The organism is Variovorax sp. LjRoot175 (assembly GCF_964253805.1).
GTDB lineage: Bacteria > Pseudomonadota > Gammaproteobacteria > Burkholderiales > Burkholderiaceae_C > Variovorax.
The window spans coordinates 325,000-350,256 of sequence record NZ_CAXURY020000001.1; the positions used below are offsets into that span (position 1 = coordinate 325,000).

The 25,257-nt window shown below is 68.9% G+C and carries 29 protein-coding genes; 15 read left to right on the forward strand and 14 right to left on the reverse strand.

Features of this window, described 5'->3' with window-relative positions; all coding sequences use genetic code 11:
• Positions 1 to 12: 12 nt before the first annotated feature.
• The 3 genes from ACSQ89_RS01675 to hpaR are packed head-to-tail and all read right to left on the reverse strand — an operon-like array spanning position 13 to position 1,813.
• Positions 13 to 765, reverse strand: a complete 753-nt coding sequence (locus ACSQ89_RS01675; RefSeq protein WP_436292359.1) for a fumarylacetoacetate hydrolase family protein — start codon at positions 763 to 765, stop codon at positions 13 to 15.
• A complete protein-coding gene (locus ACSQ89_RS01680) occupies positions 762 to 1,385 on the reverse strand; it encodes a fumarylacetoacetate hydrolase family protein (RefSeq protein ID WP_436292360.1) in 624 nt (207 codons plus the stop codon). The genes ACSQ89_RS01675 and ACSQ89_RS01680 overlap by 4 nt, the downstream gene beginning before the upstream one ends.
• Complete coding sequence (hpaR, locus tag ACSQ89_RS01685) at positions 1,382 to 1,813, reverse strand: homoprotocatechuate degradation operon regulator HpaR (protein ID WP_093104296.1); 432 nt, start codon at positions 1,811 to 1,813, stop codon at positions 1,382 to 1,384. Before hpaR ends, ACSQ89_RS01680 begins: the two co-directional genes overlap by 4 nt.
• Positions 1,814 to 1,919: 106 nt before the next feature.
• Between hpaR and radA the strand changes: the two genes are divergently transcribed.
• Positions 1,920 to 3,311 (forward strand): DNA repair protein RadA, encoded by a 1,392-nt coding sequence (gene radA, locus ACSQ89_RS01690; protein ID WP_436292361.1) that lies wholly within the window; start codon positions 1,920 to 1,922, stop codon positions 3,309 to 3,311.
• A 23-nt stretch (positions 3,312 to 3,334) separates the two neighbouring features.
• Positions 3,335 to 3,814, forward strand: coding sequence for a glycerate kinase (locus ACSQ89_RS01695; protein WP_093104293.1), 480 nt, complete (start codon positions 3,335 to 3,337; stop codon positions 3,812 to 3,814).
• Positions 3,815 to 3,830: 16 nt separating this feature from the next.
• On the opposite strand, the gene ACSQ89_RS01700 is transcribed toward ACSQ89_RS01695, so the two are convergent.
• Positions 3,831 to 4,811 (reverse strand): recombination-associated protein RdgC, encoded by a 981-nt coding sequence (locus ACSQ89_RS01700; protein WP_436292362.1) that lies wholly within the window; start codon positions 4,809 to 4,811, stop codon positions 3,831 to 3,833.
• Between the two features lie 123 nt (positions 4,812 to 4,934).
• Between ACSQ89_RS01700 and ACSQ89_RS01705 the strand changes: the two genes are divergently transcribed.
• Positions 4,935 to 5,870: a branched-chain amino acid transaminase gene (locus ACSQ89_RS01705; RefSeq protein ID WP_436292363.1), complete on the forward strand. Its 936-nt coding sequence runs from the start codon at positions 4,935 to 4,937 to the stop codon at positions 5,868 to 5,870.
• A gap of 5 nt (positions 5,871 to 5,875) precedes the next feature.
• Complete coding sequence (locus ACSQ89_RS01710; RefSeq protein ID WP_093104289.1) at positions 5,876 to 6,082, forward strand: zinc-finger domain-containing protein; 207 nt, start codon at positions 5,876 to 5,878, stop codon at positions 6,080 to 6,082.
• On the opposite strand, the gene ACSQ89_RS01715 is transcribed toward ACSQ89_RS01710, so the two are convergent.
• From ACSQ89_RS01715 to ACSQ89_RS01755, 9 genes are all read right to left on the reverse strand, one after another.
• Positions 6,048 to 7,307 carry an O-antigen ligase family protein gene (locus ACSQ89_RS01715; RefSeq protein ID WP_436292364.1) on the reverse strand — a complete coding sequence of 420 codons (1,260 nt, stop codon included), beginning with the start codon at positions 7,305 to 7,307 and terminating at the stop codon, positions 6,048 to 6,050. The genes ACSQ89_RS01710 and ACSQ89_RS01715 overlap by 35 nt on opposite strands.
• 151 nt (positions 7,308 to 7,458) lie before the next feature.
• On the reverse strand, positions 7,459 to 8,643 hold the full coding sequence (locus tag ACSQ89_RS01720) for an ATP-binding protein (RefSeq protein WP_436292365.1): 1,185 nt from the start codon (positions 8,641 to 8,643) through the stop codon (positions 7,459 to 7,461).
• A gap of 11 nt (positions 8,644 to 8,654) precedes the next feature.
• Positions 8,655 to 9,368, reverse strand: a complete 714-nt coding sequence (locus tag ACSQ89_RS01725) for a response regulator (RefSeq protein ID WP_093104284.1) — start codon at positions 9,366 to 9,368, stop codon at positions 8,655 to 8,657.
• A gap of 81 nt (positions 9,369 to 9,449) precedes the next feature.
• Positions 9,450 to 11,078 carry an NAD(P)/FAD-dependent oxidoreductase gene (locus tag ACSQ89_RS01730; RefSeq protein ID WP_436292366.1) on the reverse strand — a complete coding sequence of 543 codons (1,629 nt, stop codon included), beginning with the start codon at positions 11,076 to 11,078 and terminating at the stop codon, positions 9,450 to 9,452.
• A gap of 10 nt (positions 11,079 to 11,088) precedes the next feature.
• A complete protein-coding gene (locus tag ACSQ89_RS01735) occupies positions 11,089 to 11,892 on the reverse strand; it encodes a beta-ketoacyl synthase chain length factor (protein WP_093104281.1) in 804 nt (267 codons plus the stop codon).
• Positions 11,889 to 13,082, reverse strand: a complete 1,194-nt coding sequence (locus ACSQ89_RS01740; protein WP_436292367.1) for a beta-ketoacyl-[acyl-carrier-protein] synthase family protein — start codon at positions 13,080 to 13,082, stop codon at positions 11,889 to 11,891. Before ACSQ89_RS01740 ends, ACSQ89_RS01735 begins: the two co-directional genes overlap by 4 nt.
• Before the next feature lie 82 nt (positions 13,083 to 13,164).
• Positions 13,165 to 13,608, reverse strand: coding sequence for a type II toxin-antitoxin system VapC family toxin (locus tag ACSQ89_RS01745; RefSeq protein WP_436292368.1), 444 nt, complete (start codon positions 13,606 to 13,608; stop codon positions 13,165 to 13,167).
• Positions 13,605 to 13,877: a FitA-like ribbon-helix-helix domain-containing protein gene (locus ACSQ89_RS01750; protein ID WP_436292369.1), complete on the reverse strand. Its 273-nt coding sequence runs from the start codon at positions 13,875 to 13,877 to the stop codon at positions 13,605 to 13,607. Before ACSQ89_RS01750 ends, ACSQ89_RS01745 begins: the two co-directional genes overlap by 4 nt.
• A 23-nt stretch (positions 13,878 to 13,900) precedes the next feature.
• Positions 13,901 to 15,232, reverse strand: coding sequence for an AmpG family muropeptide MFS transporter (locus tag ACSQ89_RS01755; RefSeq protein WP_436292370.1), 1,332 nt, complete (start codon positions 15,230 to 15,232; stop codon positions 13,901 to 13,903).
• A 35-nt stretch (positions 15,233 to 15,267) separates the two neighbouring features.
• On the opposite strand from ACSQ89_RS01755, the gene ACSQ89_RS01760 reads away from it, so the two are divergent.
• Positions 15,268 to 16,101, forward strand: a complete 834-nt coding sequence (locus tag ACSQ89_RS01760; RefSeq protein WP_093104275.1) for a M48 family metallopeptidase — start codon at positions 15,268 to 15,270, stop codon at positions 16,099 to 16,101.
• Between the two features lie 12 nt (positions 16,102 to 16,113).
• Here ACSQ89_RS01760 and ACSQ89_RS01765 read toward each other — a convergent pair whose 3' ends face one another.
• Positions 16,114 to 17,097, reverse strand: a complete 984-nt coding sequence (locus tag ACSQ89_RS01765; RefSeq protein ID WP_436292371.1) for an NAD-dependent epimerase/dehydratase family protein — start codon at positions 17,095 to 17,097, stop codon at positions 16,114 to 16,116.
• Positions 17,098 to 17,210: 113 nt separating this feature from the next.
• Here ACSQ89_RS01765 and ACSQ89_RS01770 point away from each other — a divergent pair, with 113 nt between their 5' ends.
• From ACSQ89_RS01770 to hpxZ, 10 genes are all read left to right on the forward strand, one after another.
• Positions 17,211 to 17,654, forward strand: a complete 444-nt coding sequence (locus ACSQ89_RS01770) for a nuclear transport factor 2 family protein (RefSeq protein WP_436292372.1) — start codon at positions 17,211 to 17,213, stop codon at positions 17,652 to 17,654.
• A gap of 107 nt (positions 17,655 to 17,761) precedes the next feature.
• Positions 17,762 to 18,352 carry an SDR family oxidoreductase gene (locus ACSQ89_RS01775; protein WP_436292373.1) on the forward strand — a complete coding sequence of 197 codons (591 nt, stop codon included), beginning with the start codon at positions 17,762 to 17,764 and terminating at the stop codon, positions 18,350 to 18,352.
• 14 nt (positions 18,353 to 18,366) lie between these two features.
• A complete protein-coding gene (locus tag ACSQ89_RS01780) occupies positions 18,367 to 18,738 on the forward strand; it encodes an Atu4866 domain-containing protein (protein WP_436292374.1) in 372 nt (123 codons plus the stop codon).
• Positions 18,739 to 18,819: 81 nt separating this feature from the next.
• Entirely contained in the window at positions 18,820 to 20,553 is a 1,734-nt protein-coding gene (atzF, locus tag ACSQ89_RS01785; protein ID WP_436292375.1) for an allophanate hydrolase, read from the forward strand.
• Positions 20,550 to 21,551 carry an ABC transporter substrate-binding protein gene (locus ACSQ89_RS01790; RefSeq protein ID WP_093104269.1) on the forward strand — a complete coding sequence of 334 codons (1,002 nt, stop codon included), beginning with the start codon at positions 20,550 to 20,552 and terminating at the stop codon, positions 21,549 to 21,551. The genes atzF and ACSQ89_RS01790 overlap by 4 nt, the downstream gene beginning before the upstream one ends.
• 2 nt (positions 21,552 to 21,553) lie before the next feature.
• Entirely contained in the window at positions 21,554 to 22,384 is an 831-nt protein-coding gene (locus ACSQ89_RS01795; RefSeq protein ID WP_093104268.1) for an ABC transporter permease, read from the forward strand.
• Positions 22,381 to 23,214, forward strand: coding sequence for an ABC transporter ATP-binding protein (locus tag ACSQ89_RS01800; protein WP_093104266.1), 834 nt, complete (start codon positions 22,381 to 22,383; stop codon positions 23,212 to 23,214). Before ACSQ89_RS01795 ends, ACSQ89_RS01800 begins: the two co-directional genes overlap by 4 nt.
• Positions 23,211 to 23,417: an AtzG-like protein gene (locus ACSQ89_RS01805; RefSeq protein ID WP_436292376.1), complete on the forward strand. Its 207-nt coding sequence runs from the start codon at positions 23,211 to 23,213 to the stop codon at positions 23,415 to 23,417. The genes ACSQ89_RS01800 and ACSQ89_RS01805 overlap by 4 nt, the downstream gene beginning before the upstream one ends.
• Complete coding sequence (locus tag ACSQ89_RS01810) at positions 23,414 to 24,841, forward strand: AtzE family amidohydrolase (protein WP_436292377.1); 1,428 nt, start codon at positions 23,414 to 23,416, stop codon at positions 24,839 to 24,841. Before ACSQ89_RS01805 ends, ACSQ89_RS01810 begins: the two co-directional genes overlap by 4 nt.
• 11 nt (positions 24,842 to 24,852) lie before the next feature.
• The gene (gene hpxZ / locus ACSQ89_RS01815; RefSeq protein ID WP_093104659.1) at positions 24,853 to 25,233 is read left to right on the forward strand and encodes an oxalurate catabolism protein HpxZ; all 381 of its coding nucleotides are present in this window, start codon (positions 24,853 to 24,855) and stop codon (positions 25,231 to 25,233) included.
• Positions 25,234 to 25,257: the final 24 nt, after the last annotated feature.

The window sequence follows — 25,257 nt, forward strand, 5'->3', positions numbered from 1 at the left end:
GGCGATGCGGGCTCAGGCCGCACCGATGGTGTTGGAGAGCGCGCCGATGCGCTCGATCTCGGTCACGACCACGTCGCCGGGCTGACAGTCGACCACGCCGTCGGGCGTGCCCGTGAGGATGAGGTCGCCGGGCGAGAGCGTCATGAAGCTCGAGAAATATTCGATGAGGAAGGGCGCGTCGAAGATCATGTCCTTCGTGTTGCCCGACTGCGTGAGCTTGCCGTTGACGGTGGTCTTGAGCGCGAGCGCCATCGGGTCGGGCACGTCCTTCGCGTCCACGAGCCAGGGGCCGATCGGCGTGCAGGTGTCGCGGTTCTTCACGCGCAGGTTGGGGCGGTACCAGTTCTCGAGGTAGTCGCGGATCGCATAGTCGTTGGCCACCGTGTAGCCGCCGATGAAGTCGTAGGCGTCGCCCTGCCGCACCTTGCGCGCGGTCTTGCCGACCACGATCACCAGCTCGCATTCGTAGTGCATGAACGAAACGCCGGCCGGGCGGTAGGTGACCTGGCGATGGCCCGTGAGCGTGCTCTCGCCCTTGACGAAGACCAGCGGCTCCTCGGGCGCCTTGAACGCCAGTTCCTTCGCATGGTCGGCGTAGTTGAGGCCGAGCGCGAGGATGGTGCGCGGCCGCGGCGTCGGTGCGAAGGGCGGCAGCCACATCACCTCGTCGAAGCCGACCGCGCGGCCGTCGGCGAGCAGCAGGCGGCCGTCGCGCTCGGTCGCCTCGTGCTCCGCGCCTTCGAAGGTGACGCGCGCGTGCTTCATGGCTGTTCTCCCACCAGCGTGTTGACCAAGGTTTCGAAACCCGGCGCGCTGATCTCGATGCGGTCGCCGAGGCGCGCCAGCGGACGGCCGGCATCGCAGCCGAGCATCAGCACGTCGCCGTGTGCGAGCGTCATGAAGGCGCCGACCTCGGACAGCAGTTGCGCCGCGCTGCGCACCGTCTGCGAGAAATCCACCGACTGGCGCAGTTCGCCGTTGATGCGCACTTCGAGACTGAACTGCGCCGGGTCGGCGACCTCCTGCGCATCGCGCATGGCAGGCCCGATACCGAGGAAGCCGTCCACGCACTTGAACTTGACGGGCGGGCGGAAGAAGCTCGCATGCGGGATCGACAGGTCGTTCATCAGCACGAAGCCTTCGACGTCGCTGTCGGCGCCGATGACCATGCCGATGGTGGCGCCGACTTCGACCTCGGGCACCTTGGCCGGCACGGTGATGGCGCTGCCATGCGGACTCCAGGTGTTGGCCGTCTTCACGTAGAGCACGGGCGCTTGCGGCGGCGCCTTGTAGGGCGGCTGGCTCATCTGCGGCGCGAGCGCCTCGACTTCGGCGCGGAAGTTGAGCAGCACGCCGTAGACCGTGCCGGTGGGCATGAAGCTCATGGCTGCTCCAGTTCGATCACTTCGTCGAGCAGCACGTAGAGCTGCGACAGCTTCTGCTTGCCCAGGGACTTTTCCATCCAGTCGTAGTGCGCCTCGATCGCGCGCGAGAGCTTGCTCACCATGCGCGTGCCCTTGGCCGTGGCCTCGACCACGGTGCGGCGCTGGTCCGCCGGATCGCGCTCGCGACGGATCAGGCCGTCGCGCTCCATGCGCGAGAGCACGCCGGTCAGGCTGGGGCCGAGGATGAAGGCCTCGCGTGCGACGCGGCCGGTCTCGACCACGCCGAGCTCGCCAAGCACGCGCAGCACGCGCCATTGCTGATCGCTCAGGCCATGCTCGCGCAGGCTGGGCCGCGTGTGCGCCATGACGGCTTCGCGCGCCTGAAGCAGCAGGCGCGGCAGATTGCGGTGGACAAAGGGGGTGCTCATGAAGGTCTTGATTATTTAACATGTTAAATTAATTGCAAGTGCCTTCCGGGCGGGCTTCGGCGGGGTTTTCCCTGAGCCGGGCTGACGCCCTCCCTACACTCGGGCAATGGCCAAGGAAAAAACCCTCTTCGTGTGCTCCGAATGCGGCGGCACCAGCCCCAAGTGGCTCGGCCGCTGCCCCAGCTGCGGTGCCTGGAACACGCTGATCGAACAGGTGGCCGGCCCCGCGGGCGGCAGCGCCAATAACCGCTTCGGCGCGCAGTTCGCGGCGCTCGCCGGCTCGGCCGAGCTGGCCACGCTGTCCGAAATCGAGGCCACCGACATCGAGCGCACGCCTACCGGGCTCGACGAGCTCGACCGCGTGCTGGGCGGCGGCATCGTCGACGGCGGCGTCACACTGATCGGCGGTGACCCGGGCATCGGCAAGTCGACGCTCTTGCTGCAGGCGGTCGACGCGCTGCAGCGCGCCGGCCGCAACGCGATCTACGTCACTGGCGAAGAGAGCGGCGCCCAGGTGGCGCTGCGCTCGCGGCGGTTGGGCCTCCCGCAATCGCAGGTGCAGGTGCTGGCCGAGATCCAGCTCGAGAAGATCCTCGCCACGCTCGACGCCACGCGGCCCGCGATCGCGGTGATCGACTCGATCCAGACCGTCTACTCCGACCAGCTGACCTCGGCGCCGGGTTCGGTGGCGCAGGTGCGCGAGTGCGCGGCGCACCTCACGCGCTTCGCCAAGGCCAGCGGCACTGCGGTGGTGCTGGTGGGCCACGTGACCAAGGAGGGCGCGCTGGCCGGCCCGCGCGTGCTGGAGCACATGGTCGACACGGTGCTCTACTTCGAAGGCGACACGCACTCGAGCTTTCGGCTGGTGCGCGCCATCAAGAACCGCTTCGGCGCGGTCAACGAGATCGGCGTGTTCGCGATGACCGAGCGCGGCCTGAAAGGCGTGACCAACCCGAGCGCGATCTTCCTGAGCCAGCACGCCGAACCGGTGCCCGGCAGCGTGGTGCTGGTCACGCTCGAAGGCACGCGGCCGATGCTGGTCGAGATCCAGGCGCTGGTCGACAACGGCGGGCCGAGTCCACGGCGCCTGTCGGTCGGGCTCGACCGCGACCGGCTCGCAATGCTGCTCGCAGTGCTGCACCGCCATGCGGGCGTGGCTTGCATGGACCAGGACGTGTTCGTCAATGCGGTCGGCGGCGTGCGCATCAGCGAGCCGGCGGCCGACCTTGCCGTGATGCTCGCCATCACCTCCAGCCTGCGCGGCAAGCCCTTGCCCAAGGGCTTCATCGCCTTCGGCGAAGTCGGCCTCGCCGGCGAGGTGCGGCCGGCGCCGCGCGGCCAGGAGCGCCTGCGCGAGGCCGCCAAGCTGGGCTTCAGCGTAGCGGTGGTGCCCAAGGCCAACGCGCCGCGCAAGGGCGCGAAGGAGATCGAGGGGCTGACCATCCACCCGGTGGACCGCATCGAGGAAGCCATGGACGTGGTGCGGCAGCTGCACTAGCCCGGGGCGTGACAATACCGCTCATGAATTTCGGCAAAGTCCTCGTTCCGCTCGCCGGCCTCGTGCTGCTCGGCCTCGCCTATCGCGCCTATGGATGGGCCGGCGTCGCGCTCGCGGGCGGCGCCATCGTCATGTTCCTGCTGATGCATTTCAACCGCACCATGCAGGTACTGAAACGCGCCGCCGACCGGCCCATCGGCACGGTCGCCAGCGCGGTGATGCTCAACGCCAAGCTCAAGCCCAAGGCGACACTGTTGCACGTGATCGCGATGACGCGCGCGCTCGGCGAGCAGCGTTCGCCCAAGGACGCGCAGCCAGAAGTTTTCCGCTGGACCGACGGCGGCGGCTCCTGGGTCGATGCCACCTTCGCGAACGGCAAGCTGAGCGAGTGGAAGCTGGTGCGGCCCGAGGTGCCGGACGAAGACGCGTCGCAGCAGGCCGACGCGCCGAGCGCCGACGCCGTCAAGCCTGGCGCGACCGACGCGCTGCGGCCGCCGTTTTAGGGCCTGTTAACAGGCCCTAAAACGGCGCCGATTCGTCGGCGAGCTCTTCGGCCTTGGACTCTGCCGGCGCAGGCACCGCATCGGCCGCCGCCCCGCCCAGCTTCATCTCCCCGCCCAGCGCCTCGATCAGCTCCGGCACCAGCTGGCCGAGCTCGCCGGTCGCGATCGCGGCGTCGGCATCGAAGTTGTCTTCCTTGCCCGAGGCCGGCGCATCGTCGAGCGTGCCTTCGAGGAACACGATCTTGCGCAGCTGCAGCCCCTCGGTCAGCTCGAAGGACACGCGGTCGTCCCAGGTCATCGCGAGCCGGGTCGGGCGCTTGCCGTCGGCGATATGCTGGCGCACCTCCTCGATGTCCAGCGGGTGCTTGGCATAGCGCACCACGGCCTTCGACTCGTCGCTGGCCTTGAGCTCGCACTCGCGGTCGATGGTGAAGCCGGCCGGCGGCTCCTGGGTCGAGAGCCAGTCCGACATGGCGGCGGCCGGCTCGATCTGCGTGTTGATCTGCGCAACGGCAAAGCCTTCCAGCGCCTTCACCAGGCTGGTCACCACCTCGTCGGCGCGCGCGACATTGCTCGCATTGACCACCAGCCGGCGGGCCGCCGGGTCGATCCACACCGCGATGCGCGCGTGGCGTGTGAAGGCCAGCGGCAGCAGCTCGTGCGTGACGTCTTCCTTGAGCTCCTTCTTTTCCTTCTTGCCCGGCTTGCGCCCGGTGGTGGCCTCGATCTGCGCGGCGCGCTCCTCGACCTTGCGGCGCACCACCGAGGCCGGCAGCGTCTTGCTTTCGATCATGTATTCGAGCAGCCACTGGCCGCCGATGGATTCGACCAGCGGGCCGTGCTCTTCGCCGCGGGGCTCGACCCAGCCGGCGGATTTTTCCTGCGAGGGGCTGCAGGGGACGAAACGCAGCGGGTCGAGGGCCTGCTCGACCTGGCCGTGCGACTGCGACCACGATGCTTCGATGCGGTAGACGATGACGTTCTTGAAGACGGACACTGAAACGAACCCTTTTCTGGCTGACTGATTGGCAAAGCCGTGCATTGTCGGCGGGACGAAGTCGGTCGTCGCCGTAAAATCGCAAGCTTTTGCGACATACCCCTTCCCCAAAGGACAAAGAACATGAGCGCGCTCCCCGCACTGGACGATCGTGACGGCAAGATCTGGATGGACGGTGATCTCGTGGACTGGCGCGACGCCAAGATCCACGTGCTGAGCCACACGCTGCACTACGGCTGCGGCGCTTTCGAGGGGGTGCGGGCCTACAAGACGGTCAACGGCACCGCGATCTTTCGCCTGGCCGAGCACACCGAGCGCCTGTTCAACAGCGCCAAGATCCTGCGCATGAAGATCCCGTTTTCGCCCGAGCAGCTGAACGAGGCGCAAAAGCAGGTGGTGCGCGAGAACAAGCTCGAGAGCTGCTACCTGCGCCCGCTGGTGTGGATCGGCTCCGAGAAGCTCGGCGTCAGCCCCAAGGGCAACCGCATCCACGCCATGGTCGCGGCCTGGGCCTGGGGCGCCTACCTCGGCGACGAAGGCATGAAGCGCGGCATCCGCGTCAAGACCTCGAGCTACACGCGCCACCACGTCAACATCACGATGACGCAGGCCAAGGCGGTCAGCAACTACAGCAACTCGATCCTCGCCAACATGGAGGCGCTGGACGACGGCTACGACGAGGCCCTGCTGCTCGACGCGAGCGGCTTCGTCTCCGAGGGCGCGGGCGAGAACATCTTCGTGGTCAAGGGCGGCGTGGTCTACACGCCCGACCTGTCGGCCGGCGCGCTCAACGGCATCACGCGCAACACCATCCTGCACATCTGCAAGGATCTCGGCATCGAGGTGGTGCAGAAGCGCATCACGCGCGATGAGGTCTACATCGCCGAGGAAGCCTTCTTCACCGGCACCGCGGCCGAGGTGACGCCGATCCGCGAGCTCGACCGCATCGAGATCGGCATCGGCTCGCGCGGTCCCGTCACCGAGAAGATCCAGAGCGTCTTCTTCGACATCGTGAACGGCCGCAATCCCAAATACGCCCACTGGCTCACGAAGGTCTGACGACAATGTCCAATGCTGTGATCGAACTGCTGGCCACGGACCTGAACCACCAGGGCGGCGTGTTCTGCCCGAACCCCAAGGCCGACATGAAGCTGTGGAGCGCGCACCCCAAGGTGTATCTCGACGTGGCGCGCAGCGGCGAGGCCAAGTGCCCTTATTGCGGCACGGTCTACCGGCTCAAAGCGGGCGAGGCTGTGGCGCATCGCCACTGAGGACGGGTGGGCTCCGGCGCGGTATCAATCCGCGCCATGAATCCCCCGGCTCCTGCGCGAGCCGCAGGTAGATCGTCGCCACCCACAGCAGGCTGAGTCCGATCTGCGCATCGCGCAGCGCCGAATTGGCGTTGGTGGCGATCAGGAGGATCAGCTGCGCGACGAAGGCATAGCGCCCGATCAGGTCGTCGCGCCGCCAGGCCAGCCAGATGCCACTCAGGATGATGAGGAGCAGGCTCAGCGCGCCCGGAATGCCGGTCTGCGAACCCATCCACAGGAAGTCGTTGTGCGGCATGTTGTAGTCGGCCAGGAGCTTGGGGCCGCGCAGGTGCCACTGCTCGGTCCAGCCGCCGATGCCCCAGCCCGCGAACGGGCGGTCGATGATCATGCGCCCCGTGTCGCGGTACATGTAGTAGCGCACCACCCAGCTGCCTTCGGACACCGCGCCGCCTTGCGCCGCTTCGATCTCGTGCACGCCGAGCTCGAACTTGCGCTGTACCGCCGGTGAACTCCACAGGCCTGCGGCCACGAGGGCCCCGCCCAGGATCATCGCGAGCATGAGCACGCCAAGCCTTCGCCGCCACTGGTGCAGGCAAGCGGCCGGAATGACCAGCAGCATCGCCAGCAGCGAGGTGCGGGAATCCAGCTTGAAAAAGATGATCATCACCACGGCCAGCGTGATCGCGAATGCGGGTACGGCCTGCCAGCGATGGCGTTCCGACAGTGCGGCGAGCCCGAACACGGCCGCCGTCGCACCCACGACGGTGAACAGCAGGGCGTTGCTGATGGACTTGTTGCCAACCGGCATCACCACGCCGCGCCAGGCTTCCACGATCTGGAAGCCGAACGCGTGGTGCGCCGCGATGATCGCGATGTTCACCAGCGCCATCAGCAAGAAGCCCCGCAGCGCCCACAGGGCTTCCTCGCGCGTGAGGGCGAGCGCCATCAGCAGCGTGGCCGCGATGCGCAGCCCGTGCACCAGGTTCGACGGCGTTTGCGGGTAGTAGGGCCCGAGCGCCAGCACCACCAGCGTCCACACCACGTAGACGATGACCGGCCACCACATCGGGTTGCTGCGCAGGCGGACGGCGCGTTCGCGCCAGTCGCCGGCCGCCAGCAGCGCGACGAGCAGCAGGAAGAAAGCGAGGTAGGGGACGCCGACCGGCATGAACACCGTCAGCCCCCAGAACATGGCTGCGGGGCGGACGATTTGCGATCTCTGCATGGGGGCGGATTTTAGGTGCCGCCGCCGCACCGTTTCCTGACCTGGACGGTCAGCTTCGGCGGCCGCCGCCGGGCCGCCCCAAGGCGGGGCGCGCCTCCCCCTCGGGGGGTGGAGTTACACGAAGCGAAGCGCAGTGAAAAGCCGGGAGGCCTTAGTTCGGGAGTGCGATGACGAAGCTGGCGCCGCCGCCGGGGCGGTCTTCGCAGCGCACGCTGCCGCCATGGCGTTCGGTGATCGATTTGACCAGCGCCAGGCCGAGGCCCACGCCGCCGTTGCGCTCGCTGGCGCCCGGCAGCCGGTAGAAGGGTTCGAAGATGCGATCACGCAGCGCGGCCGGCACGCCGGGGCCGCGATCGTTGACGCGGATCTCGGCGGCGCTGCTGGTGCTGTCGAGCTGCACGCTGATCTCGCCGGCCCCGTAGCGCCGCGCGTTCTCGAGCAGGTTGCGGATCGCGCGCCGCAGCAGGCGGGGCACGCCGCGCACCGTCAGCGCGTCGCTGCTGGCGTCTTCGGCCACGTCGAGCTCGGCATCGACGCGCGCGCACTCTTCGGCAGCCAGGCCGGTGAGGTCGACCGTTTCGACCGTGCCCATGTCGGCTTCCTTGGCGTCGAGCCGGCTCGCGAGCAGGATCTCGTCGATCAGCTGGTCGAGCTCGGCGATGTTGCGCGCAATTTCCTCGCGCGCGGCCTCGCTCGGCCGCTCGCCCATCAGTTCCAGTCCCATGCGGATGCGCGTGAGCGGCGAGCGCAGCTCGTGCGAGGCATTGGCCAACAGCGACTTGTGCGAGCGCACCAGTTGCTCGATGCGGGCCGCCGCCCCGTTGAATCGATTGGAAAGATCGGCCACTTCGTCCTGCCCTTCTTCGGCGACGCGCACCGACAAGTCTCCTTCGCCCCAGCGCTGCACGCCGCGTTGCAACGCCTCGAGGCGCTTGGTGAGCCGGCGCACGATCGGGTAGACGCCCAGCGCCACGGCGACGCCGACCAGTGCGACCATCCAGCCCAGCCCGAAAGGCGTGCGCCAGGCCGTCAGCCCGCTGGTGCCGCTCGGGCGCGGGCGCGGCGCCACGCGCAGCGAGAGCGCGCGGCCGTCCTCGAGCGTGACGTCGAATTCGAGCCCCTGGCCGGGCACGCGCACGGCGCTGCCGGTGCCGATGGCGCGGTCCTGGTTGTTGAGCACCACAACCTCGCGCGGCACGGCCGACAGCCGCTCGCGCTCGTTCTCGGCCGCCTCGCGCACGATCCAGTTGGCGGTGAGGGTGAGGATGACGACGCCGGCCACCACCGCCAGCCAGATGCGGACGTAGAGGTGGCGCCGGTAGAGATTGCGCAACATCAGGGGCTGTCCTAGTCCTGCTGCTTCGCGAACACGTAGCCCACGCCGCGCACGGTGAGGATGCGCTTCGGATTCTTGGCGTCGACTTCGATCGCCGCACGGATGCGGCCCATGTGCACGTCGATCGAGCGGTCGAAGGCCTCGAGCTCGCGGCCGCGCACGGCTTCCATGATCTGGTCGCGCGTGAGCACGCGGCCGGCGCGCTCGGCCATCGCGACCAGCAGGTCGAACTGGTAGGAGGTGAGGTCCGCAGGCGCCCCGCCGACCGTGACCGTGCGCGCGTTGCGGTCGATCTCCAGCGTGCCGAAGCGCATCACGGTGGCGGCCGCCGCCGCGCTCGTGCTTTCGCTGCGGCGGCGCAGCACGGCGCGGATGCGCGCCAGCAGCTCGCGCGGCTCGAAGGGCTTGGGCAGGTAGTCGTCGGCGCCGATCTCCAGGCCGATGATGCGGTCCATCGGGTCGCCCTTGGCGGTCAGCATCAGCACCGACACCTTGGCCAGCCCGTTGGGCAGGGCCCGGATCCGGCGGCAGACCTCGAGGCCGTCGGTGTCCGGCAGCATCAGGTCGAGGATCACGAGATCGGGCGAGCGCTGCTGCAGCAGCTCGAGCCCGCTGGCGCCATCCGCGGCGTGGCTGAAGCCGAAGCCCGACTGGGTGAGGTATTCGCCCACCATCTGCGCCAGGCGGGCGTCGTCTTCGATCATCAGGAGTTGGGGGGTGCTCATGGTTGTAGGTTCTCCCTGTGGCGCCAAGCAGGCTTGAACGCTCCGTAAAGTTGGCGTAAACCTCGAAGCGACTGGTATCGATCAGTTCGGCGCGAAGAGCATGGAGGCGGGCGCCGGGCCAGGCGAGGCGGCCGTCATTTTCTCGGCTAGCACGGCGCGCAGGGCGAGGCCGTCGAGGCCCGGGTGCTCCCGGGTGGCGCGCAGCAGGATCTCGCCGGCCAGCGCACGCAGCTGTTCGACCGAGGCCCGCATGCGTGTCCGAAAGGCTTCGTCGTCGAGCCGGTCGTTGAGGCTGCGGTTGAGTTCGGCAAACCACGGCAGCGCGGCCTGGTCCAGCATCACGGCCGGATTGCGCTTCGCGCTCACGGCCGACCATGCGCGCAGGAAGTCCTGCACCGCGAAGTTGAGCCGCTGGCAATGCTGGAGCTCGTCGCGCAGGCTGCCCAGCAGCGCGAGGTCGGTCAGCCGCTGCTGGAAGAAGATCTGCGAAAGCACGCCCCAGTAGTAGGTGTAGTCCCAGATCACCTTCACCGGCAGCACCTCCGGGTCGCCGAAGAGCGAGTACTGGTCGGTGTAGAGCGCGAGCGTGCTTTCGTAGAAGGAGTGGTAGATCTGGTCGTAGAGCTGGGCGCGCGCATCCACCGAGCGCCCGGCGCGGTCGTGCGCGATCAGGTCGGTGATGTAGGTGTTGCTCATCGCGATGAAATCGCTGCCCGGCGAATAGAAGGGGTCGAGGAAGAGCCCCGCTTCGCCGGTCAGCGCCCAGCGCCGGCCCGAGAACACCTGCTTGCAGCCGTACGAGAAGTCGCGGAAGAAGGCGAAATCCTGCAGCAGATGGCGCTTGCCGTCGAGTTCGTCGAAAAGGCGCGGCTGCCAGGTCCGGAACCACTCCATCGCCTTGTCGAAGCTGTCGATGGTTTCCATCGGATGCAGCCGCGGGTCGGCCACGATGCCGACCGAGTGCGAACCCGAGGCCAGCGGAATCAGCCAGACCCAGTAGCCGGCGCCGACCAGGTGGTTGGTCGAGAGCCACCGCGCCTGCGGCTCGCAGCGCGCTCGCCACTCGGCGTTGTCGGACCAGTCGTCGATGGTGATGCGCTCGCCGATGCGGAACCACACGGCATTGCAGTCGTGCGCATTGGGCTCGGCCAGCCCGAGCTTGCGCTTGAGCATGCCGGCGCGCCCGCAGGCGTCGATGAGCCAGCGCGCGTGGACGAGGTGGGTTTCGCCGTCCTGCGTCCAGTTGAGCCGGTGCGGCTCGCGCGGGTCGTCGGCCAGCTCGATCCGGCGCACCAGTGCGCTGTCGACGAAGCGCACGCCGCGGCGCGTGGCTTCCTCGGCCAGGTAGTTCTCGAAGATGCCGCGGTCGATCTGGTAGCTCGGCACCGCGAGGTAGCGGCTGGCGCCGATCTCGGTCACCTGGTCGATGTCGCGCCGGCCCTCGCTGAAGAAGAAGCGGAAGCCGAACTTGCGCAGCTGGGCGCCGTGCATGTGCGGTTTGAGGCCCAGCACCGTGTCGAAGTAGTGCGCGCCGATCTCGACCGAGGATTCGCCCACCTTGTGCGCCGCATGCGGCACCGGATGCGCGCGGCGCTCCAGCACCACGATGTCGATGTCGGCGAAGCGCCGCTTGAGCTGCAGCGCGAGCGTGAGCCCCGCCAGTCCCCCGCCCATGATCACGACATCGTGCCGGCGAAGGATGGGGTTCATGGCGGCTTCCTCAGCCCTGCGGTTCGAGCCGCAGTTGCAGCGACAGCGTGGCCGACAGCGGCAGGGCGAGCGCCTCCGGCTTGCCGCGCGCCAGGGTTTCGAACAAGGGCAGCGCGTCGGCCATCGCATTGGCCTTCAAGGCGCGCGCCGCATCGGAAGGCGGGCGTGGCGCGGCCGGCGCGCCGCTCGCGAGCGACCATTCGAAGGAGGCCACCGTGCGTTCGGTGCGCGCAGGTGCGAGCACCAGCGCCACGGCCAGCAGCTCGCGGCTGGTGACCACCGAGGCGAGCGCGCCCACGGCGGGCACGTCGAAGCCGGCCAGAAGCACCGCCTCCTGGTCGGCCGCGCACTGCGCCGCGGCCTCGAGCAGGGCGGTCGCAAAGCTGCTTTCGTAGGCCGACACCGAATTGCTCGCCGCCATGCAGCCGGTGCCGATGGTCCAGTAGCCCACCGCCGCGTTGTGCACCGAGTTGTGGAACTTGATCGGCGACAGCAGCTTGGGGTCGCTGGCGAGCGTGCTGGACATGTAGTCGTTGATGCCGAGGTCGCCGTGCGCCGAGGCGAACACGCAGGGCAGCTGCGCGGCGTCGCGGCCCGAGGCGGCGATCGCGGCCGCCGCAACCTCTAGCGCGAGCGCCACCGTGTCGGGCGCGCGCCGCCGCTCGGCCGGCGCCAGCAACTGCGGCGAAGGCCGCTTGGCCAGCGGATCGGCCGGCTGCGCCTCGCCGCGGAACACGGCGCGTGCGGTCTCCCAGCCCGGCAGGGTCGGCGCCCAGAAGGCCGGGCCTTCGATGTAGAGGGTCGGCGTCTTCATGCGCGGGCCCCCTTGCCGAACACCAGCGAGCAGTTGTTGCCGCCGAAGCCGAAGGAATTGGAGAGCGCGTAACGCACCTCGCCGTGCGCGGGCTGCAGCCTGATCTGCGGGCCGCATTCGGCATCCAGCGTGGTGGTGTTGACGGTGCCCGGCTTCAGCCCGCGTTCAATGGCCAGCAGGCTGATCACCGCCTCGACGATGCCGGCCGCGCCCAGCGTGTGGCCGGTGAAGCCCTTGGTCGAGCTCGCATGCGTGCCTGCTGGAAAGCGGCGCGCCACCAGCGCGCCCTCGACCTCGTCGTTCTTCATGCTGGCCGTGCCGTGCATGTTGATGTAGTCGATGGCGTCGGGCGCGAGGCCGGCGCGCGCCAGCGCATCGTCGAGCGCGCGCTCCGCGCCCAGGCCTTCGGGATGGGGTGTGGACATGTGGTGGGCGTCGCTCGCCTCGCCGTAGCCCAGCAGTTCGAGCCTGCCGGCGCCGCGCTCGAGCAGCGCGAAGCCCGCGGCCTCGCCCAGGCTGATGCCGTTGCGAGTGGCGTCGAAGGGCCGGCAGGGCTCGGGCGAGACCAGCTCGAGCGAATTGAAGCCGAACAGCACGCTGCCGCACAGCGTGTCCACGCCGCCGACCACGGCCGCGTCGACCAGGCCCAGGCGGATCAGCCGCTCGGCCGAAGCGAAGACCTTGGCGCTCGACGAACAGGCGGTCGAAATGGTCTCGGCCGGGCCTTCGAGCCCGAGCGCCTGCTGCACGAACATCGCGAGCGAATGGGGCGTGTGGACCAGGGGCCGCCGTTGATCGGCCGGGAAGCCGCCGTCGGCGTCGAGCTGCGTGTAGGCCAGTTCGGTCTCGCCGATGCTCGAGGTGGAGGTGCCGAGCACCAGCGCGATGCGCGCCGCGCCGTAGCGCTCGCGCGCCGCCGCCACCGCTTCGATAAAGCCGTCGGCCTGCAAGCCGAGCCAGGCCAGGCGGTTGTTGCGGCAATCCCAGCCGGCCAGGTCTTCGGGCAGCCGGAGCGATTCGAGCCCGTCGACGCGGCCGATCCAGGTCGGAAGCGGCGTGGCGCCGAAATCGTTGGCGCGCAGGCCGCTCTTCGATTGTTCGAGGGCGGCTACGAGGGCTTCCTTGCCGATGCCGACGGCCGAGGTCGCGGTGAAGGCGCTGATCTGAAGAGGAGAAATGCGGGAGGGCACGGTGCTGGGGAAAGGGGTGGGATGGACGTGGCGCAAGACTACCAGTTGGTTGCCGGATCGCGATGTCGGTCAATCCCCCGGCTCAAGGCGCGCCGTTGAGGTGCGCCTGGGCAGCGGCGGCAAGCTTCGGGTCGAACGTGGCGAGCGGCGCCCGGAGCTCGGCCGCGAGCCACAGGTAGGCGGCGTCATAGACCGAGATCTGGTAGCGCTGCGCCAGCTCGTATTGCCCGGCGATGTCGACCGGGTGCAACCGAATGTCGTCGGCGTGGTAGTCGCCCAGCGCGAGCGCGACGGAGTCCGCAGGCCAGTCCTGCCGCAGCTTCTTGAGCGCGACGCTCGCGATCTCGTGATCGAGCAGATTCGGCGCGTGCAGGCTGTGGCCGACCAGGCGCGCCAGCGCGGCATCGCGCATCGGCTCGTCGAACAGCACGGCGCTGAGCGCGCTGCAGTCGACCACCATCGGCGGCCGGATCAGGTAGGGCACCGGCGGTTCGGCGGCGCGGGGAGCGGGGGCCGGCGCCCTCACCGGACGTCCCGTTCGGTGCGAATGATGTCGACCGCGTCGGGGCCGTGGGCGATGGGCTGCGGGAAGCGGGCGCGGTGCTCGGCCGCGATCTGTTCGATGGACTTGCTCGCGCGCTGAAAGGCGTGGGAGGGCACGGGCTTCGGCTCCCCGGCGGCCTGTTCGATGATGGCCATCAGCTCGCCTTGCAGCGAGCGGTGGTTGCGTGCGGCGCGTTGCCGCAGGCGCTCGGCGATATCGTCAGGAACGCCTTTGATCGACAGATTGGCCACCGAATGCCTCCGAAATGGAGTCATTATGGCGCCGATTTGAAGGCTCGAGAGGCCAGCGCCACCAGCAGCAGCACCGGCGCACCCAGCGCCGCGGTGCCGATGAAGAAGGCGCTGTAGCCGTAGTGGTCGACGAAGACGCCCGAGTAGCCGGCAATGAACTTGGGCAAGAGCAGCATCAGGGAGCTGAACAGCGCGTACTGCGTGGCCGAGTAGCTGATGTTGGTCAGGCTCGACAGGTAGGCAATGAAGGCGGCCGATGCAATGCCGCCGGCCAGGTTGTCGGCCGAGACCACCAGCACCAGGCCGGTGAGGTCGTGCCCGCGCGTTCCTAGCCAGGCGAACAGCAGGTTGCTCGCGGCGCTCAGCACCGCGCCCAGCATCAGCACGCGCATCACGCCGAAGCGCATCGACAGCACGCCGCCGACGAAGGCGCCGGCCAGCGTCATCACCACGCCGTAGATCTTGCTGACCGTCGCCACCTCGTCCTTGGTGAAACCCATGTCGACGTAGAAGGGGTTGGCCATGATGCCCATCACCACGTCGCTGATGCGGTAGACCGCGATCAGCGCGAGGATCAGCGCGGCCTGCCACTTGTAGCGGCGGATGAAGTCGGCAAAGGGCTCGATCAGCACGCTTTGCAGCCACTCGGCCGCGTTCTTCGCCTTCGGCAGCGCCACGCGCACCGGCTCGGGCGACAGCAGCACCGTGATCACGCCCACCGCCATCGAAGCCGCCATCACGAGGTAGGCGGCCTTCCAGGCGCCGTTCTGGTAGCCCGCGGCGCCGGAGATCTCGGCCCAGGCCGCGATCCACAGCACGCCGGCGCCGGCCCAGATCATCGCCAGCCGGTAGCCGGTCTGGTAGGCCGCCGCCAGCGCGGCCTGCTTGCGCGTGGCGGCCGATTCGATGCGGAAGGCGTCGAGCGCGATGTCCTGCGTGGCCGAGCCGAAAGCCACCAGCAGCGCGCACCAGACGAGCGGCGCGAGCCCGGCGCGCGGGTCGTTGAAAGCCATGCCGACGATGCCGGCGATCACTATCGCCTGCGCCAGCAGCAGCCAGCCGCGGCGGCGCCCGAGCAGCGTGGTCAGCGGCGGGATCGGCAGCCGGTCCACCAGCGGCGCCCACACCCACTTGAAGCCATAGGCCAGGCCGACCCAGCTCAGGTAGCCGATGGTGGTGCGGTCGATGCCCGCCTCGCGCAGCCGGAAGCTCAGCGTGCCCAGCACCAGCAGCAGAGGCAGGCCCGCGGAGAAGCCCAGCGCGAGCATGCGCAGCGTGGCCGGTTCGAGATAAACCTTGAGCGCGTCGCGCCAAGGCAGGGCAGGAGAGGCTTCGTCAGCCGGGGGTGCGGACATGAATGAGGGTCTTTGGGCTCTCTTATTATTCCCGCATGTGTTTGCGCTGCACTTCTCGCTCCGGAACCTGGCAAGCCCGCCGCGCATTTCTGCTGGCTGCGGGCGCGGCCGCGGTGACACCGGCGCTCGCGCAGGTCGAGGTCGGCAAGTCCTCGGTGGCGCGCAACCTGGTGCCGGCCGAGAACGTCGAGCAGGCCGGCGTGCAGCAATACGGCGAGCTGATGGCGCAGGCCAGGGCCAAGGGCGCGCTGGCCGGCGAGGGCAATGCTCAGCTGCAGCGCCTGCACGCCATCTCGGCACGCATCATCCCGTTCGCAGCGCAATGGAACGAGCGCGCCGCGCGCTGGAAGTGGGAGCTCAATCTGATCGGCAGCAAGCAGATCAACGCCTTCTGCATGCCGGGCGGCAAGATCGCCTTCTTCACTGGCATCCTCGACCAGCTCAAGCTCAGCGACGACGAGGTCGCGATCGTGATGGGCCACGAGATGGCGCATGCGCTGCGCGAGCATGCGCGCGCCCGCCTGGCCAAGAGCGCGGGCACGGGCGCCGCGCTGTCGATCACGGCCCAGCTGCTGGGCCTCGGGCAGGCCGGCGACCTTGCGGCGCGGGCCGGCACGCAACTGCTCACGCTCAAGTTCAGCCGCAGCGACGAGACCGATGCCGACCTGGTCGGGCTCGAACTCGCCGCGCGCGCCGGCTACGACCCGAAGGCTTCGATCTCGCTGTGGAACAAGATGGCGCAGGCCTCGAAGAACCAGGGCGGGCTGAACTTTCTCTCGACACACCCGAGCGGGCCGGACCGCATCGCCAAGCTCGAGGCCAACGTGCCCAAGGTCGAAGGGCTCTACCGCGCGGCGAAGCGCGGCTGAGCTGTCTTCGAGCTATTCCACCGGATAGGGGCCGTCCGCGAAGACGGTCGCGTGGTAGCCCTTGGAGCCGATCGCCTGCGCCAGCGCGCTGCGATGGTCGCCACCGGTGCGAAGGCGTTCGATGACCGCCTGGAAGTCGTGGCGCGGTTGCCAGCCGAGCTCGGCGCGTGCGCGATCGTTGACGTAGACGCGGTCGATCTCCGGGAACATGCGCCACCCGCGCCGCGCGTACTCGGCCTCGAACTGCGGCACGTGGCGTGCCACCACCGCGGGCAGGTCGATGCGCAGCGTCGGCAAGTCCTCGCGCGTGAAGGGCGAGCTCGCGCTGATGATGTAGCGGCCGAAGCCGATCCCGGCCGCGCGGTCGATGGCGAGCAGGTGCGCCTCGACCACGTCCTCCACGTCGACCCGGCGATGCAGGAACTCGTTGACCTTCGCGTTCGCGTCCTCGTAGCGTTCGCGAACATGCCGCTGGTCATCCTCCTCGGGAAAGAAGCGCGAAGTCCGCAGCACGATGCAGGGCAGCCCCTGCTGGCGCTGGAACAGTTCGCACAGGTCCTCGGCCGCGACCTTGGTGGCGCCGTAGATGTTCTTCGGCACCGGCGCCACGTCCTCGGTGACCCAGGCCGCCGGCGCGCCCGGCGGCGGCGTCAGCGCACGGCCGAAGGCGCTGGTGGTGCTGGTGAAGACGAAGGCGCCGACGCCTGCGGCTGTCGCTTCTTCCAGCAGGTTCAGCGTGCCCGTGATGTTGGTGTCGACGAAGTCCTGGCGGCTGTGCGTGGCCACGTGGGGCTTGTGCAGTGTCGCGGTGTGGAGCACGGCATCGACGCCCCGCATGCAGCGGGCCACGAGCGCGCGGTCCGCGATCGAACCGACATGGCGTGTGTACGGCGACGCCAGCGCGTCGATGCCGACTGCCTCGTGCGTCGTGGCCTGCAGGCTGCGCATCAGCGCCTCGCCGAGGTGGCCGGAACTGCCGGTCACGAGAATCTTCACGGTAGACCTTTCATGAATTCTTGCGTTCGGATGATGATGTCCGGATATGGCCGGGCAAGTGCACCGCACTTCGCGATCATCGCTGCGTCATTACAACGAAAGCGAGCCGATCCATGACCGACGCAGAGATCCAGGATTTCATCACCCAATTCGCCGCCGCATGGGCCGCGAGGGATGGCGAGGCCTTTCTCGCGCTCTGGCATCCGGACGGGGTGCTGCGCACGCCGCTGGTCGATCGCCCCATTGCCGGCAACGAGCTCGGGCGCCTGAACGACGTGCAGCGGGAGGCCGCGCCCGACCTCGTCTGGCAGCTCCTGGACTGGAGCTTGCGCGGCGACATCGTGATCATCGAATGGCAGTGCACGCGCCAGGTCGGCGGCAAGCGCTTCGACTGGCGCGGTGTCGACAAGTTTCGGCTGAGGGACGGCAAGATCGCCGAGGAGCGCGTCTACATGGACACCGCGCTGCTGCGCGCGTTGCGCTCCGGCGTCGACCCGGAGCCGATCAGGCAGGCCGCTGGCCAGGGCGTTGCGTTCGAGTCGCTGTCCGTGCTCTGAAGCTGCGCCTTGCAGGATCAGGCAAGAAGCGCGGGCGAATCGGCTACCGCCTCATGCTCCCTCGTTCCTAGACTTCGTTCCACTCCCCCGCAGCCAAGGAACGCAACATGTCAGGAATCGAAGGAAAAGTCGTCGCCATCACCGGCGCGAGCAGCGGCATCGGCGAAGCCACCGCCAGGCTCCTGGCACAGCGCGGCGCGCGCGTGCTGCTCGGGGCCCGCCGCATCGGCCGGCTGAATGCGCTCGCCAATGAGATCGTCGAAGCCGGCGGTTCGGCGCGCTACCAGGCGCTCGACGTCACGCGGCGCGCCAGCATGCAGTGTTTCATCGACGAGGCGACCGAGGCTTTCGGCCGCGTCGACGTGATCGTCAACAACGCCGGACTCAAGGTCGACGAGTGGGACCGCATGCTCGACGTCAACGTGCGCGGTGTGCTGCACGGCATCGCCGCCGGCCTGCCGCGCATGCGCGCGCAGGGCTGCGGGCAGTTCGTCTATTGCGCCTCCAGGTTCGCGGTGCACGCGATCTCCGAACGGCTGCGCCAGGAGGCGGGCGGCGACATCCGCGTCACCGTGATCTCGCCGGGCGTGACCGAGTCGCCCACGGCCATCGCGCGCGCCATCGCCTTTGCGATCGAGCAGCCGGAGGACGTGGACGCCAGCGAAATCATCGCGCGCCCGACGGCGAGCCCCCACTGAAAAGGAGCCCGACCATGCACAGCCATCTGCTTCTGCTCGGCCTCGCCATGGGCGTCATGACGGCGCCGCCCGCCGACGCGCAACGCGCCCCCGACTCGATTCAAGGACCCAAGGCAATGACGACCACCAACAACCGATCGAACGACCAGAACGCCTACGCCGGCATGTGGGTGACCAAGGACGGCTACATCCGCCACGAGCTCCTGCCCGGCGGACGCTACGACGAGGCGCGCGGCAATCGCAAGAGCGCCTATCAGGGCCGCTATGTGCTCGCCGGCGATCACATCGACTACGTGGACGACACCGGCTTCACCGCCGACGGCGAGTTCCGTGACGGCGTGCTCTACCACGCGGGCATGGTGCTGTACCGCGAGCACAAGCGCTAGCCCAACCAGGACAGCGGCCTTGCGCCGCATTCCGCTGGCACGCCACTTGCATCTCGTCTTGTACACAAGACAGGATGCTTGATGATGGTGCATGAAAAGGCCTCGCTTCGCGGCGAGGTGTCAGACCAAGTGAACGGAGGGGTCGCGCAGGCATGGATCGCGCGGCTCGACCCGCCGTTGTCCGGCGCGGCCGAGGGGCCGCTCACCGGCCTCAGCTTCGCCGCCAAGGACAACATCGACGCTGCCGGCATGCCGACCACGGCGGCCTGTCCTGCCTTCGCCTATACGCCGGCCACCCACGCGCATGTGGTGCAGCGGCTGCTCGATGCCGGTGCAAGCCTCGCCGGCAAGACCAATCTCGACCAGTTCGCCTGCGGCCTGAACGGCACCCGTTCGCCCTATGGCGCCGTGCCCAACAGCTTCGATGCGCGCTACGTGTCGGGCGGCTCGAGCTCCGGCTCGGCCTACGTGGTCGCCACCGGCCAGGTCGACTTCGCCCTGGGCACCGACACCGCGGGCTCGGGCCGGGTGCCGGCCGGGCTCAACAACATCGTCGGCATCAAGCCCTCGCGCGGCCTGATCAGCGCGCGCGGTGTGGTACCGGCGGCGCAGAGCGTCGATTGCGTGTCGATCTTCGCAAGGACCGTGGGCCTGGCCGCGCGCGTGCTGCAGGCGGCGATGGGCTTCGATGCCGAAGATCCCTATTCGCGCGAGTTGAAGCTCGCCGCCGAACCCTTGCCCGCGCGCTTCCGCTTCGGCCTGCCCTCGGCGCCGCGCTTCTTCGGCGATGCGCTGTCGGCGGTCGCCTTCGAACGCGCCGTCGCGCAGATGCAGGCCCTGGGCGGCACGCCGGTGGCGATCGACTACGCGCCGCTGGCCGAAGCCGCCGCGCTGCTCTATGACAGCGCGCTGGTCGCCGAGCGCTATGCCGCCGTCCGCGGCTTCTTCGACGCGCATGAAAGCGAAGTGATCGAGCCGGTGCGCGGCATCCTGGCCGCGGGCCGGCGATACAGCGCGGCCGACTTCGTCGATGCGCGCGCGAAGCTGCACGCACTCGGCCAGCGCGCGGCCGCGATGTGGCGCGACATCGACGTGCTGCTGGTGCCCACCGCGCCCGCGCACTACACGACCGACGCGATGCAGGCCGCGCCGGTGGCGCTCAACCGCAACCTGGGTGAATACACCAACTTCGTGAACTTGCTCGACTATGCGGCGATCTCGGTGCCGAGCAGCCTGCGCGAGGACGGCCTGCCCTTCGGCATCACGCTGATCGGCCGCTCGGGCAGCGACTTCCAGCTGGCCGAACTGGGCCAGCGCTTCCACCACGCCACCGGCGTGCCGCTGGGCGCGACCGGTGCACCGCTGCCCGCGCCCGAGGCGCTGCCGCTGATCGCGGCCGAGCCCATGGTCAGGCTCGCGGTGGTCGGCGCACACCTGTCGGGCATGCCGCTGAACGGCCAGCTGACGGAGCGCGGCGCCACGCTCGTGGCGCAGACGGCGACCGCGCCGCACTACCGCCTCTACGCCTTGCCCGGCACGGTGCCGCCCAAGCCCGGACTGGTGCGCGTGCCGGGCACGAAAGGTGCGGCGATCGCGGTCGAGGTGTGGCAGATGCCGCTCGCGCACTACGGCTCCTTCGTGTCGCTGATTCCGGCGCCGCTCGGCATCGGCACCCTGGCGCTGGCCGACGGCAGCAGCTTGCAGGGCTTTCTCTGCGAAGGGCTGGCGCTCGAAGGCGCCGAAGACATCACGCATCTGGGCGGCTGGCGCCGCTACATCGAGTCCCGCAAGGCAACGACAAGGAGTGTTCCATGAGCATCGTCAACTCGATACCCGCCGCGTCGCGCCGACGTGTGCTGCAAGCCGGCGCCGCGGGCATCGCCGCGCTCGCCGCACCCTCGCTGGTGCTGGCCCAGGCCGCGCCGAAGATCCGCATCGGCTATTGGCCGGTGGCGGCGGGGCTGCCCTTCTTCGCGGCCATCGATCGCGGCTACTTCAAGGAAGCCGGCCTCGAGGTCGAGCCGCTCAAGTTCGCCGGCGCGCAGCAGGTGATGGAAGCGATGCTCTCCGGCCGCTCCGACGGCAGCTCCAACGGCACCGGCTCGGCCAACCTCGCCATCGGCGAGATCGCGCAGCCCGGCCTGTTCAAGATCTTCTGCACCAACCCGAGCAACGCCAAGTTCGTGCTCGACGAGTTCATCGTCGCCAAGGACAGCCCGATCAAGACCATGGCCGAGCTCAAGGGCAAGAAGGTCGCCTCCGGTCCCGGCATCCAGAACATGACCTTGTGCAAGACGATGCTGGAGCGCGCCGGCGCCACCGGCGCGATGGTCTCCGAACTGCCGATCGGCCAGCACGTCGCATCGCTGGTCGCAGGCCAGGTCGATGCCTGCTACACACTGGAGCCCACGGGCACGGTCGGCCGCATGAACGGCACCACGCGCGTGATCGAGGCCGGCGTCGTCGCCAAGTACATCCTCGGCGATCCGATGGCGCCGTGGCATGGCGGCGCCGCCAGCCTGACCACCGAATTCATCAAGAAGAATCCCGAAGCAGCAAAGAAATTCATCGCCGCCTACGCGCGCGGCGTCGAGCTGGTGCGCACCAAGCCCGGGGACGCGCGGCAACACATGAAGGGCTACACCGCGATCGAGGGTGCGCTCACGGCCGAGGTGCCGCTGGCTTCGTACATGCTCTACAACGAGTTCAAGCCCAGCGACGTCGCCTACTTCCAGAAGTTCTACGACCTGTTCACCGAGAAAGGCATCTTCGAGAAGAAGGTGCCGGTGGACGGCTTGCTCTACAAGGGCTGATCATGGCCACCACGAGCACCAGCCCCGCGGCTGCCACGCCATGGACCGCCGGCGCCGCGGCCGCTGCCGCGCCGAAGAAGTCGTCATGGAGCAAGTGGCTACCCGCCATCGGCCCCATCGTGCTGTTCATCCTCTGGGACCTGGTGGTGCGGCTCGGCTTCATCAAGCCGATCCTGCTGCCGACGCCGGCCGACACCATCGCGGCGCTGGTCACCGGCCTGGCGGGCGGCCCGCTGCTGATGGATTTCGCGGTCACGGTCTGGCGCACGCTGCAGGCCTTCCTGATCGCGGCGGCCATCGGCGTGCCGCTGGGCGTCTTGCTCGGCAGCAACGAGAAGGCCTATCGCAGCGTCGAGTTCCTGATCGACTTCTTCCGCTCCACGCCGTCGTCGGCGCTGATCCCGCTGTTCCTCCTGATTTTCGGCGTGTCCGACGTCAACAAGGTGGCCATCGCGGCCTTCGGCGCGCTGCTGATCGTGGTGTTCAACAGCGCCTACGGCGTGATCAACGCGCGCAAGCAGCGCGTGATGGCAGCGCGCGTGATGGGCGCCTCGCGCTGGCAGATCTTCAAGGACGTGCTGGTGTGGGAGAGCCTGCAGCCTTCTTTCGTCGGCCTGCGCTCGGCAGTCTCGATGGCATTGGTGATCGTGATCGTGGCCGAGATGTTCATCGGTTCCGACAACGGCCTGGGCCACCGCATCATCGATGCGCAGCAGGTGCTCAACGTCAAGAGCATGTACGCGGCGATCCTCGCGGCGGGCGCGCTGGGCTATGCGCTCAACATCCTCTTCCTGCTCGCAGAACGCCGCATCGTGCACTGGAGCGGAAGATGAGAGCTGCCACCGACACCGTCATCAACGGCCCGGTGTATGCCGATGTCCCGAAGCCCGTCTTCGCGCCCGGCCCGGCCGGCACGCACATCACGATCCGCGGCCTCACCAAGTACTTCGCAGGCTGGCCGCTGTACGAGAACTTCGACCTCGACATTCCGAAGAACCGGATCGTCTCGGTCTTCGGGCCCAACGGCTGCGGCAAGTCGACCCTGATCAACATGATCGCGGGGCTGATTCCGATCGACTCGGGCGAGATCCTGTTCGACGGCAAGTCGCTGAAAGACACCAAGATCGGCTACGTGTTCCAGAACTACCGCGAAGCGATGTTCCCGTGGATGCGCACCATCGACAACATCGCCTACCCGCTCAAGCTCGAAGGCCGCTCCAAGGCCGAGGTCGACCGGCGCATGGCGGAACTGGTCGCTTCCTTCGACGTCAAGTTCGATCTGCACCGCTATCCGTACGAGCTCTCGGGCGGCCAGCAGCAGACGGCCTCGATCATGCGCGCGCTGGCGCCGAATCCCGAGGTGCTGTTCCTCGACGAGCCCTTCTCCGCGCTCGACTTCGAGATGACGCTCTTCATCCGCGAGAAACTGCAGGAAGTCTTCATGCAAACCGGCACCACGATGCTGCTGGTCTCGCACGACCTGGAAGAGGCGGTGTACCTGGCCGACCAGGTGCTGCTGCTCACCAAGCGGCCGACCCGGGTGGCCGAGATCCTCGACTACGCCGATGCGCGCCCGCGCACGCTGGAGACGCTGAGCGCGCCGAGTTTCATCAGCACCAAGAAGCTGAGCCTCGAGATCTTCCAACGCGAGGTGAGACGATGACACCCAGGCAGATCGAGGCTTACGTCGATGCCGCGGCGGCCGCGCTCGATCTGAAGCTGCGGCCCGACCATCGCGCCGGCGTGCTGCGCTACTTCGCGCTCGCGGCCGAATTCGCGGAGGTGGTGGAGGCCGTGCCGCTGGACCCGCACGCAGAACCGGCCGTCCACTTCTCGCCGGTCGTACCCCCGGAGCCCGGCGCATGACACCCGCCGCCCTGCTGCTGCAGGATGCCGCCGCGATGGCGCAGGCGGTGCGCTCGGGCGCGGTGAGCGCGGTCGCGCTGGCGCAGGCCAGCCTGGACCGCATCGCCGCGACCGATGGCCGCGTCAACGCCTTCACCGAGGTGGTCCGCGAGCGCGCGCTGCGCCGCGCCGGCCAGGTCGATGCCTCGCTGGCCTCCGCGCACGGCGTGCGCACGCGCGAGCTGCCGCTGCTCGGCGTGCCGTTCGCGGTCAAGAACCTGTTCGACGTCGCCGGCCTGCCGACACTGGCCGGCTCGAAGATCGAGCGCGACCGCATGCCCGCTCGCAGCGACGCGACGCTGGTGCGCCGCCTCGAAAGCGCCGGCGCGGTGCTGGTCGGCGCGCTCAACATGGACGAGTACGCCTACGGCTTCACGACCGAGAACAGCCATGTCGGCGCGACCCACAACCCGCATGACCTCGACCGCATCGCCGGCGGCTCCTCCGGCGGCTCCGGCGCCGCGGTGGCCGCCGGCCAGGTGGCGCTCGCGCTCGGCTCCGACACCAACGGCTCGATCCGCGTGCCCGCTTCGCTCAACGGCGTGTTCGGGCTCAAGCCCACATTCGGCCGGCTGCCGCGCACCGGCAGCTATCCCTTCGTCTCGAGCCTGGACCACCTCGGGCCCTTTGCACGTTCGGTGCGCGACCTGGCACTGGCCTACGACGCCATGCAGGGACCGGAACGACTGGCGCCGCGCGACCCCGGCTGCGCCCAGCGCGCCGTGGAGCCGGTCGCCAACCTGCTGTCGCGCGGCGTGCAGGGCCTGCGCGTCGGTGTGCTCGGCGGCTGGTTCCGGCAGCGCGCACAGCCCGAGGCGCTCGCCGCGGTCGACGCCGTGGCCCAGGCACTGGGCGCGAGCCGCACCGTCGAGCTGCCGATGGTCGAGGCCGGGCGCGCCGCCGCTTTCCTGATCACCAACTCGGAAGGCGCAGCGCTGCACCTGAGCGATCTGCGCACGCGCGCGCAGGACTTCGAGCCGCTCTCGCGCGACCGTTTCCTGGCCGGCGCGCTGCTGCCGGCCGCCTGGGTGGCGCGCGCGCAGCGCGTGCGGCGCCTCTATGCCGAGCAGGCAGCGCGGGTCTTCGAGCGCTTCGACATCCTGCTCGCCGCGGCCACGCCCTGCGCCGCCACGCCCATCGGCGCCGAATGGTTCGAGCTCAACGGCCAGCGCGCGCAGGTGCGGCCCAACATGGGCGTGCTGACCCAGCCCATCTCGTGCATCGGCCTGCCGGTGTGCGCCGTGCCGGTGTGGGGCGCACATGCGAGCCTGCCGATCGGCGTGCAGGTGATCGCCGCGCCCTGGCGCGAGGACCTGGTGCTGCGCGTGGCCGCCGCGCTCGAATCGGCCGGCGTGGTTCAGTCGCCCGTCGCCACCCTCTCGTGAAGAACGACACGATGACGCCCGAGATCAACCTCCCCGACGTGCTGGCCGAAGTGACGACCGCCTTCGCGCGCTACGAAGACGCGCTGGTCCACAACAAGGTCGAGGTGCTCGACGAACTGTTCTGGAACAGCCCGCACACGCTGCGCTACGGCGCGACCGAGAACCTCTACGGCTACGAAGAAATCCAGGCCTTCCGCGCCGCGCGGCCCTCGCAGGGCCTGGCACGCGACGTGCTGCGCACCGCGATCACCACCTATGGCCGCGACTTCGCCACCGCCAACATCGAGTTCCGCCGCGAAGGCAGCGCGAAGACGGGACGCCAGAGCCAGACCTGGATGCGCACCGACCAGGGCTGGCGCGTGGTGGCCGCGCACGTGAGCCTGCTTGCCTGATCAATCCCTCCCAGTCCCCACCTA

What these genes read in the sequence shown, in the direction of transcription:
- ACSQ89_RS01675 (WP_436292359.1), bottom strand. Translation starts at nt 765, where the DNA reads ATGAAGCACGCGCGCGTCACCTTCGAAGGCGCGGAGCACGAGGCGACC.
- ACSQ89_RS01680 (WP_436292360.1), bottom strand. Translation starts at nt 1,385, where the DNA reads ATGAGCTTCATGCCCACCGGCACGGTCTACGGCGTGCTGCTCAACTTC.
- hpaR (WP_093104296.1), bottom strand. Translation starts at nt 1,813, where the DNA reads ATGAGCACCCCCTTTGTCCACCGCAATCTGCCGCGCCTGCTGCTTCAG.
- radA (WP_436292361.1), top strand. Translation starts at nt 1,920, where the DNA reads ATGGCCAAGGAAAAAACCCTCTTCGTGTGCTCCGAATGCGGCGGCACC.
- ACSQ89_RS01695 (WP_093104293.1), top strand. Translation starts at nt 3,335, where the DNA reads ATGAATTTCGGCAAAGTCCTCGTTCCGCTCGCCGGCCTCGTGCTGCTC.
- ACSQ89_RS01705 (WP_436292363.1), top strand. Translation starts at nt 4,935, where the DNA reads ATGAGCGCGCTCCCCGCACTGGACGATCGTGACGGCAAGATCTGGATG.
- ACSQ89_RS01710 (WP_093104289.1), top strand. Translation starts at nt 5,876, where the DNA reads ATGTCCAATGCTGTGATCGAACTGCTGGCCACGGACCTGAACCACCAG.
- ACSQ89_RS01715 (WP_436292364.1), bottom strand. Translation starts at nt 7,307, where the DNA reads ATGCAGAGATCGCAAATCGTCCGCCCCGCAGCCATGTTCTGGGGGCTG.
- ACSQ89_RS01720 (WP_436292365.1), bottom strand. Translation starts at nt 8,643, where the DNA reads ATGTTGCGCAATCTCTACCGGCGCCACCTCTACGTCCGCATCTGGCTG.
- ACSQ89_RS01725 (WP_093104284.1), bottom strand. Translation starts at nt 9,368, where the DNA reads ATGAGCACCCCCCAACTCCTGATGATCGAAGACGACGCCCGCCTGGCG.
- ACSQ89_RS01730 (WP_436292366.1), bottom strand. Translation starts at nt 11,078, where the DNA reads ATGAACCCCATCCTTCGCCGGCACGATGTCGTGATCATGGGCGGGGGA.
- ACSQ89_RS01735 (WP_093104281.1), bottom strand. Translation starts at nt 11,892, where the DNA reads ATGAAGACGCCGACCCTCTACATCGAAGGCCCGGCCTTCTGGGCGCCG.
- ACSQ89_RS01755 (WP_436292370.1), bottom strand. Translation starts at nt 15,232, where the DNA reads ATGTCCGCACCCCCGGCTGACGAAGCCTCTCCTGCCCTGCCTTGGCGC.
- ACSQ89_RS01760 (WP_093104275.1), top strand. Translation starts at nt 15,268, where the DNA reads ATGTGTTTGCGCTGCACTTCTCGCTCCGGAACCTGGCAAGCCCGCCGC.
- ACSQ89_RS01770 (WP_436292372.1), top strand. Translation starts at nt 17,211, where the DNA reads ATGACCGACGCAGAGATCCAGGATTTCATCACCCAATTCGCCGCCGCA.
- ACSQ89_RS01775 (WP_436292373.1), top strand. Translation starts at nt 17,762, where the DNA reads ATGTCAGGAATCGAAGGAAAAGTCGTCGCCATCACCGGCGCGAGCAGC.
- ACSQ89_RS01780 (WP_436292374.1), top strand. Translation starts at nt 18,367, where the DNA reads ATGCACAGCCATCTGCTTCTGCTCGGCCTCGCCATGGGCGTCATGACG.
- atzF (WP_436292375.1), top strand. Translation starts at nt 18,820, where the DNA reads ATGATGGTGCATGAAAAGGCCTCGCTTCGCGGCGAGGTGTCAGACCAA.
- ACSQ89_RS01790 (WP_093104269.1), top strand. Translation starts at nt 20,550, where the DNA reads ATGAGCATCGTCAACTCGATACCCGCCGCGTCGCGCCGACGTGTGCTG.
- ACSQ89_RS01795 (WP_093104268.1), top strand. Translation starts at nt 21,554, where the DNA reads ATGGCCACCACGAGCACCAGCCCCGCGGCTGCCACGCCATGGACCGCC.
- ACSQ89_RS01800 (WP_093104266.1), top strand. Translation starts at nt 22,381, where the DNA reads ATGAGAGCTGCCACCGACACCGTCATCAACGGCCCGGTGTATGCCGAT.
- ACSQ89_RS01805 (WP_436292376.1), top strand. Translation starts at nt 23,211, where the DNA reads ATGACACCCAGGCAGATCGAGGCTTACGTCGATGCCGCGGCGGCCGCG.
- ACSQ89_RS01810 (WP_436292377.1), top strand. Translation starts at nt 23,414, where the DNA reads ATGACACCCGCCGCCCTGCTGCTGCAGGATGCCGCCGCGATGGCGCAG.
- hpxZ (WP_093104659.1), top strand. Translation starts at nt 24,853, where the DNA reads ATGACGCCCGAGATCAACCTCCCCGACGTGCTGGCCGAAGTGACGACC.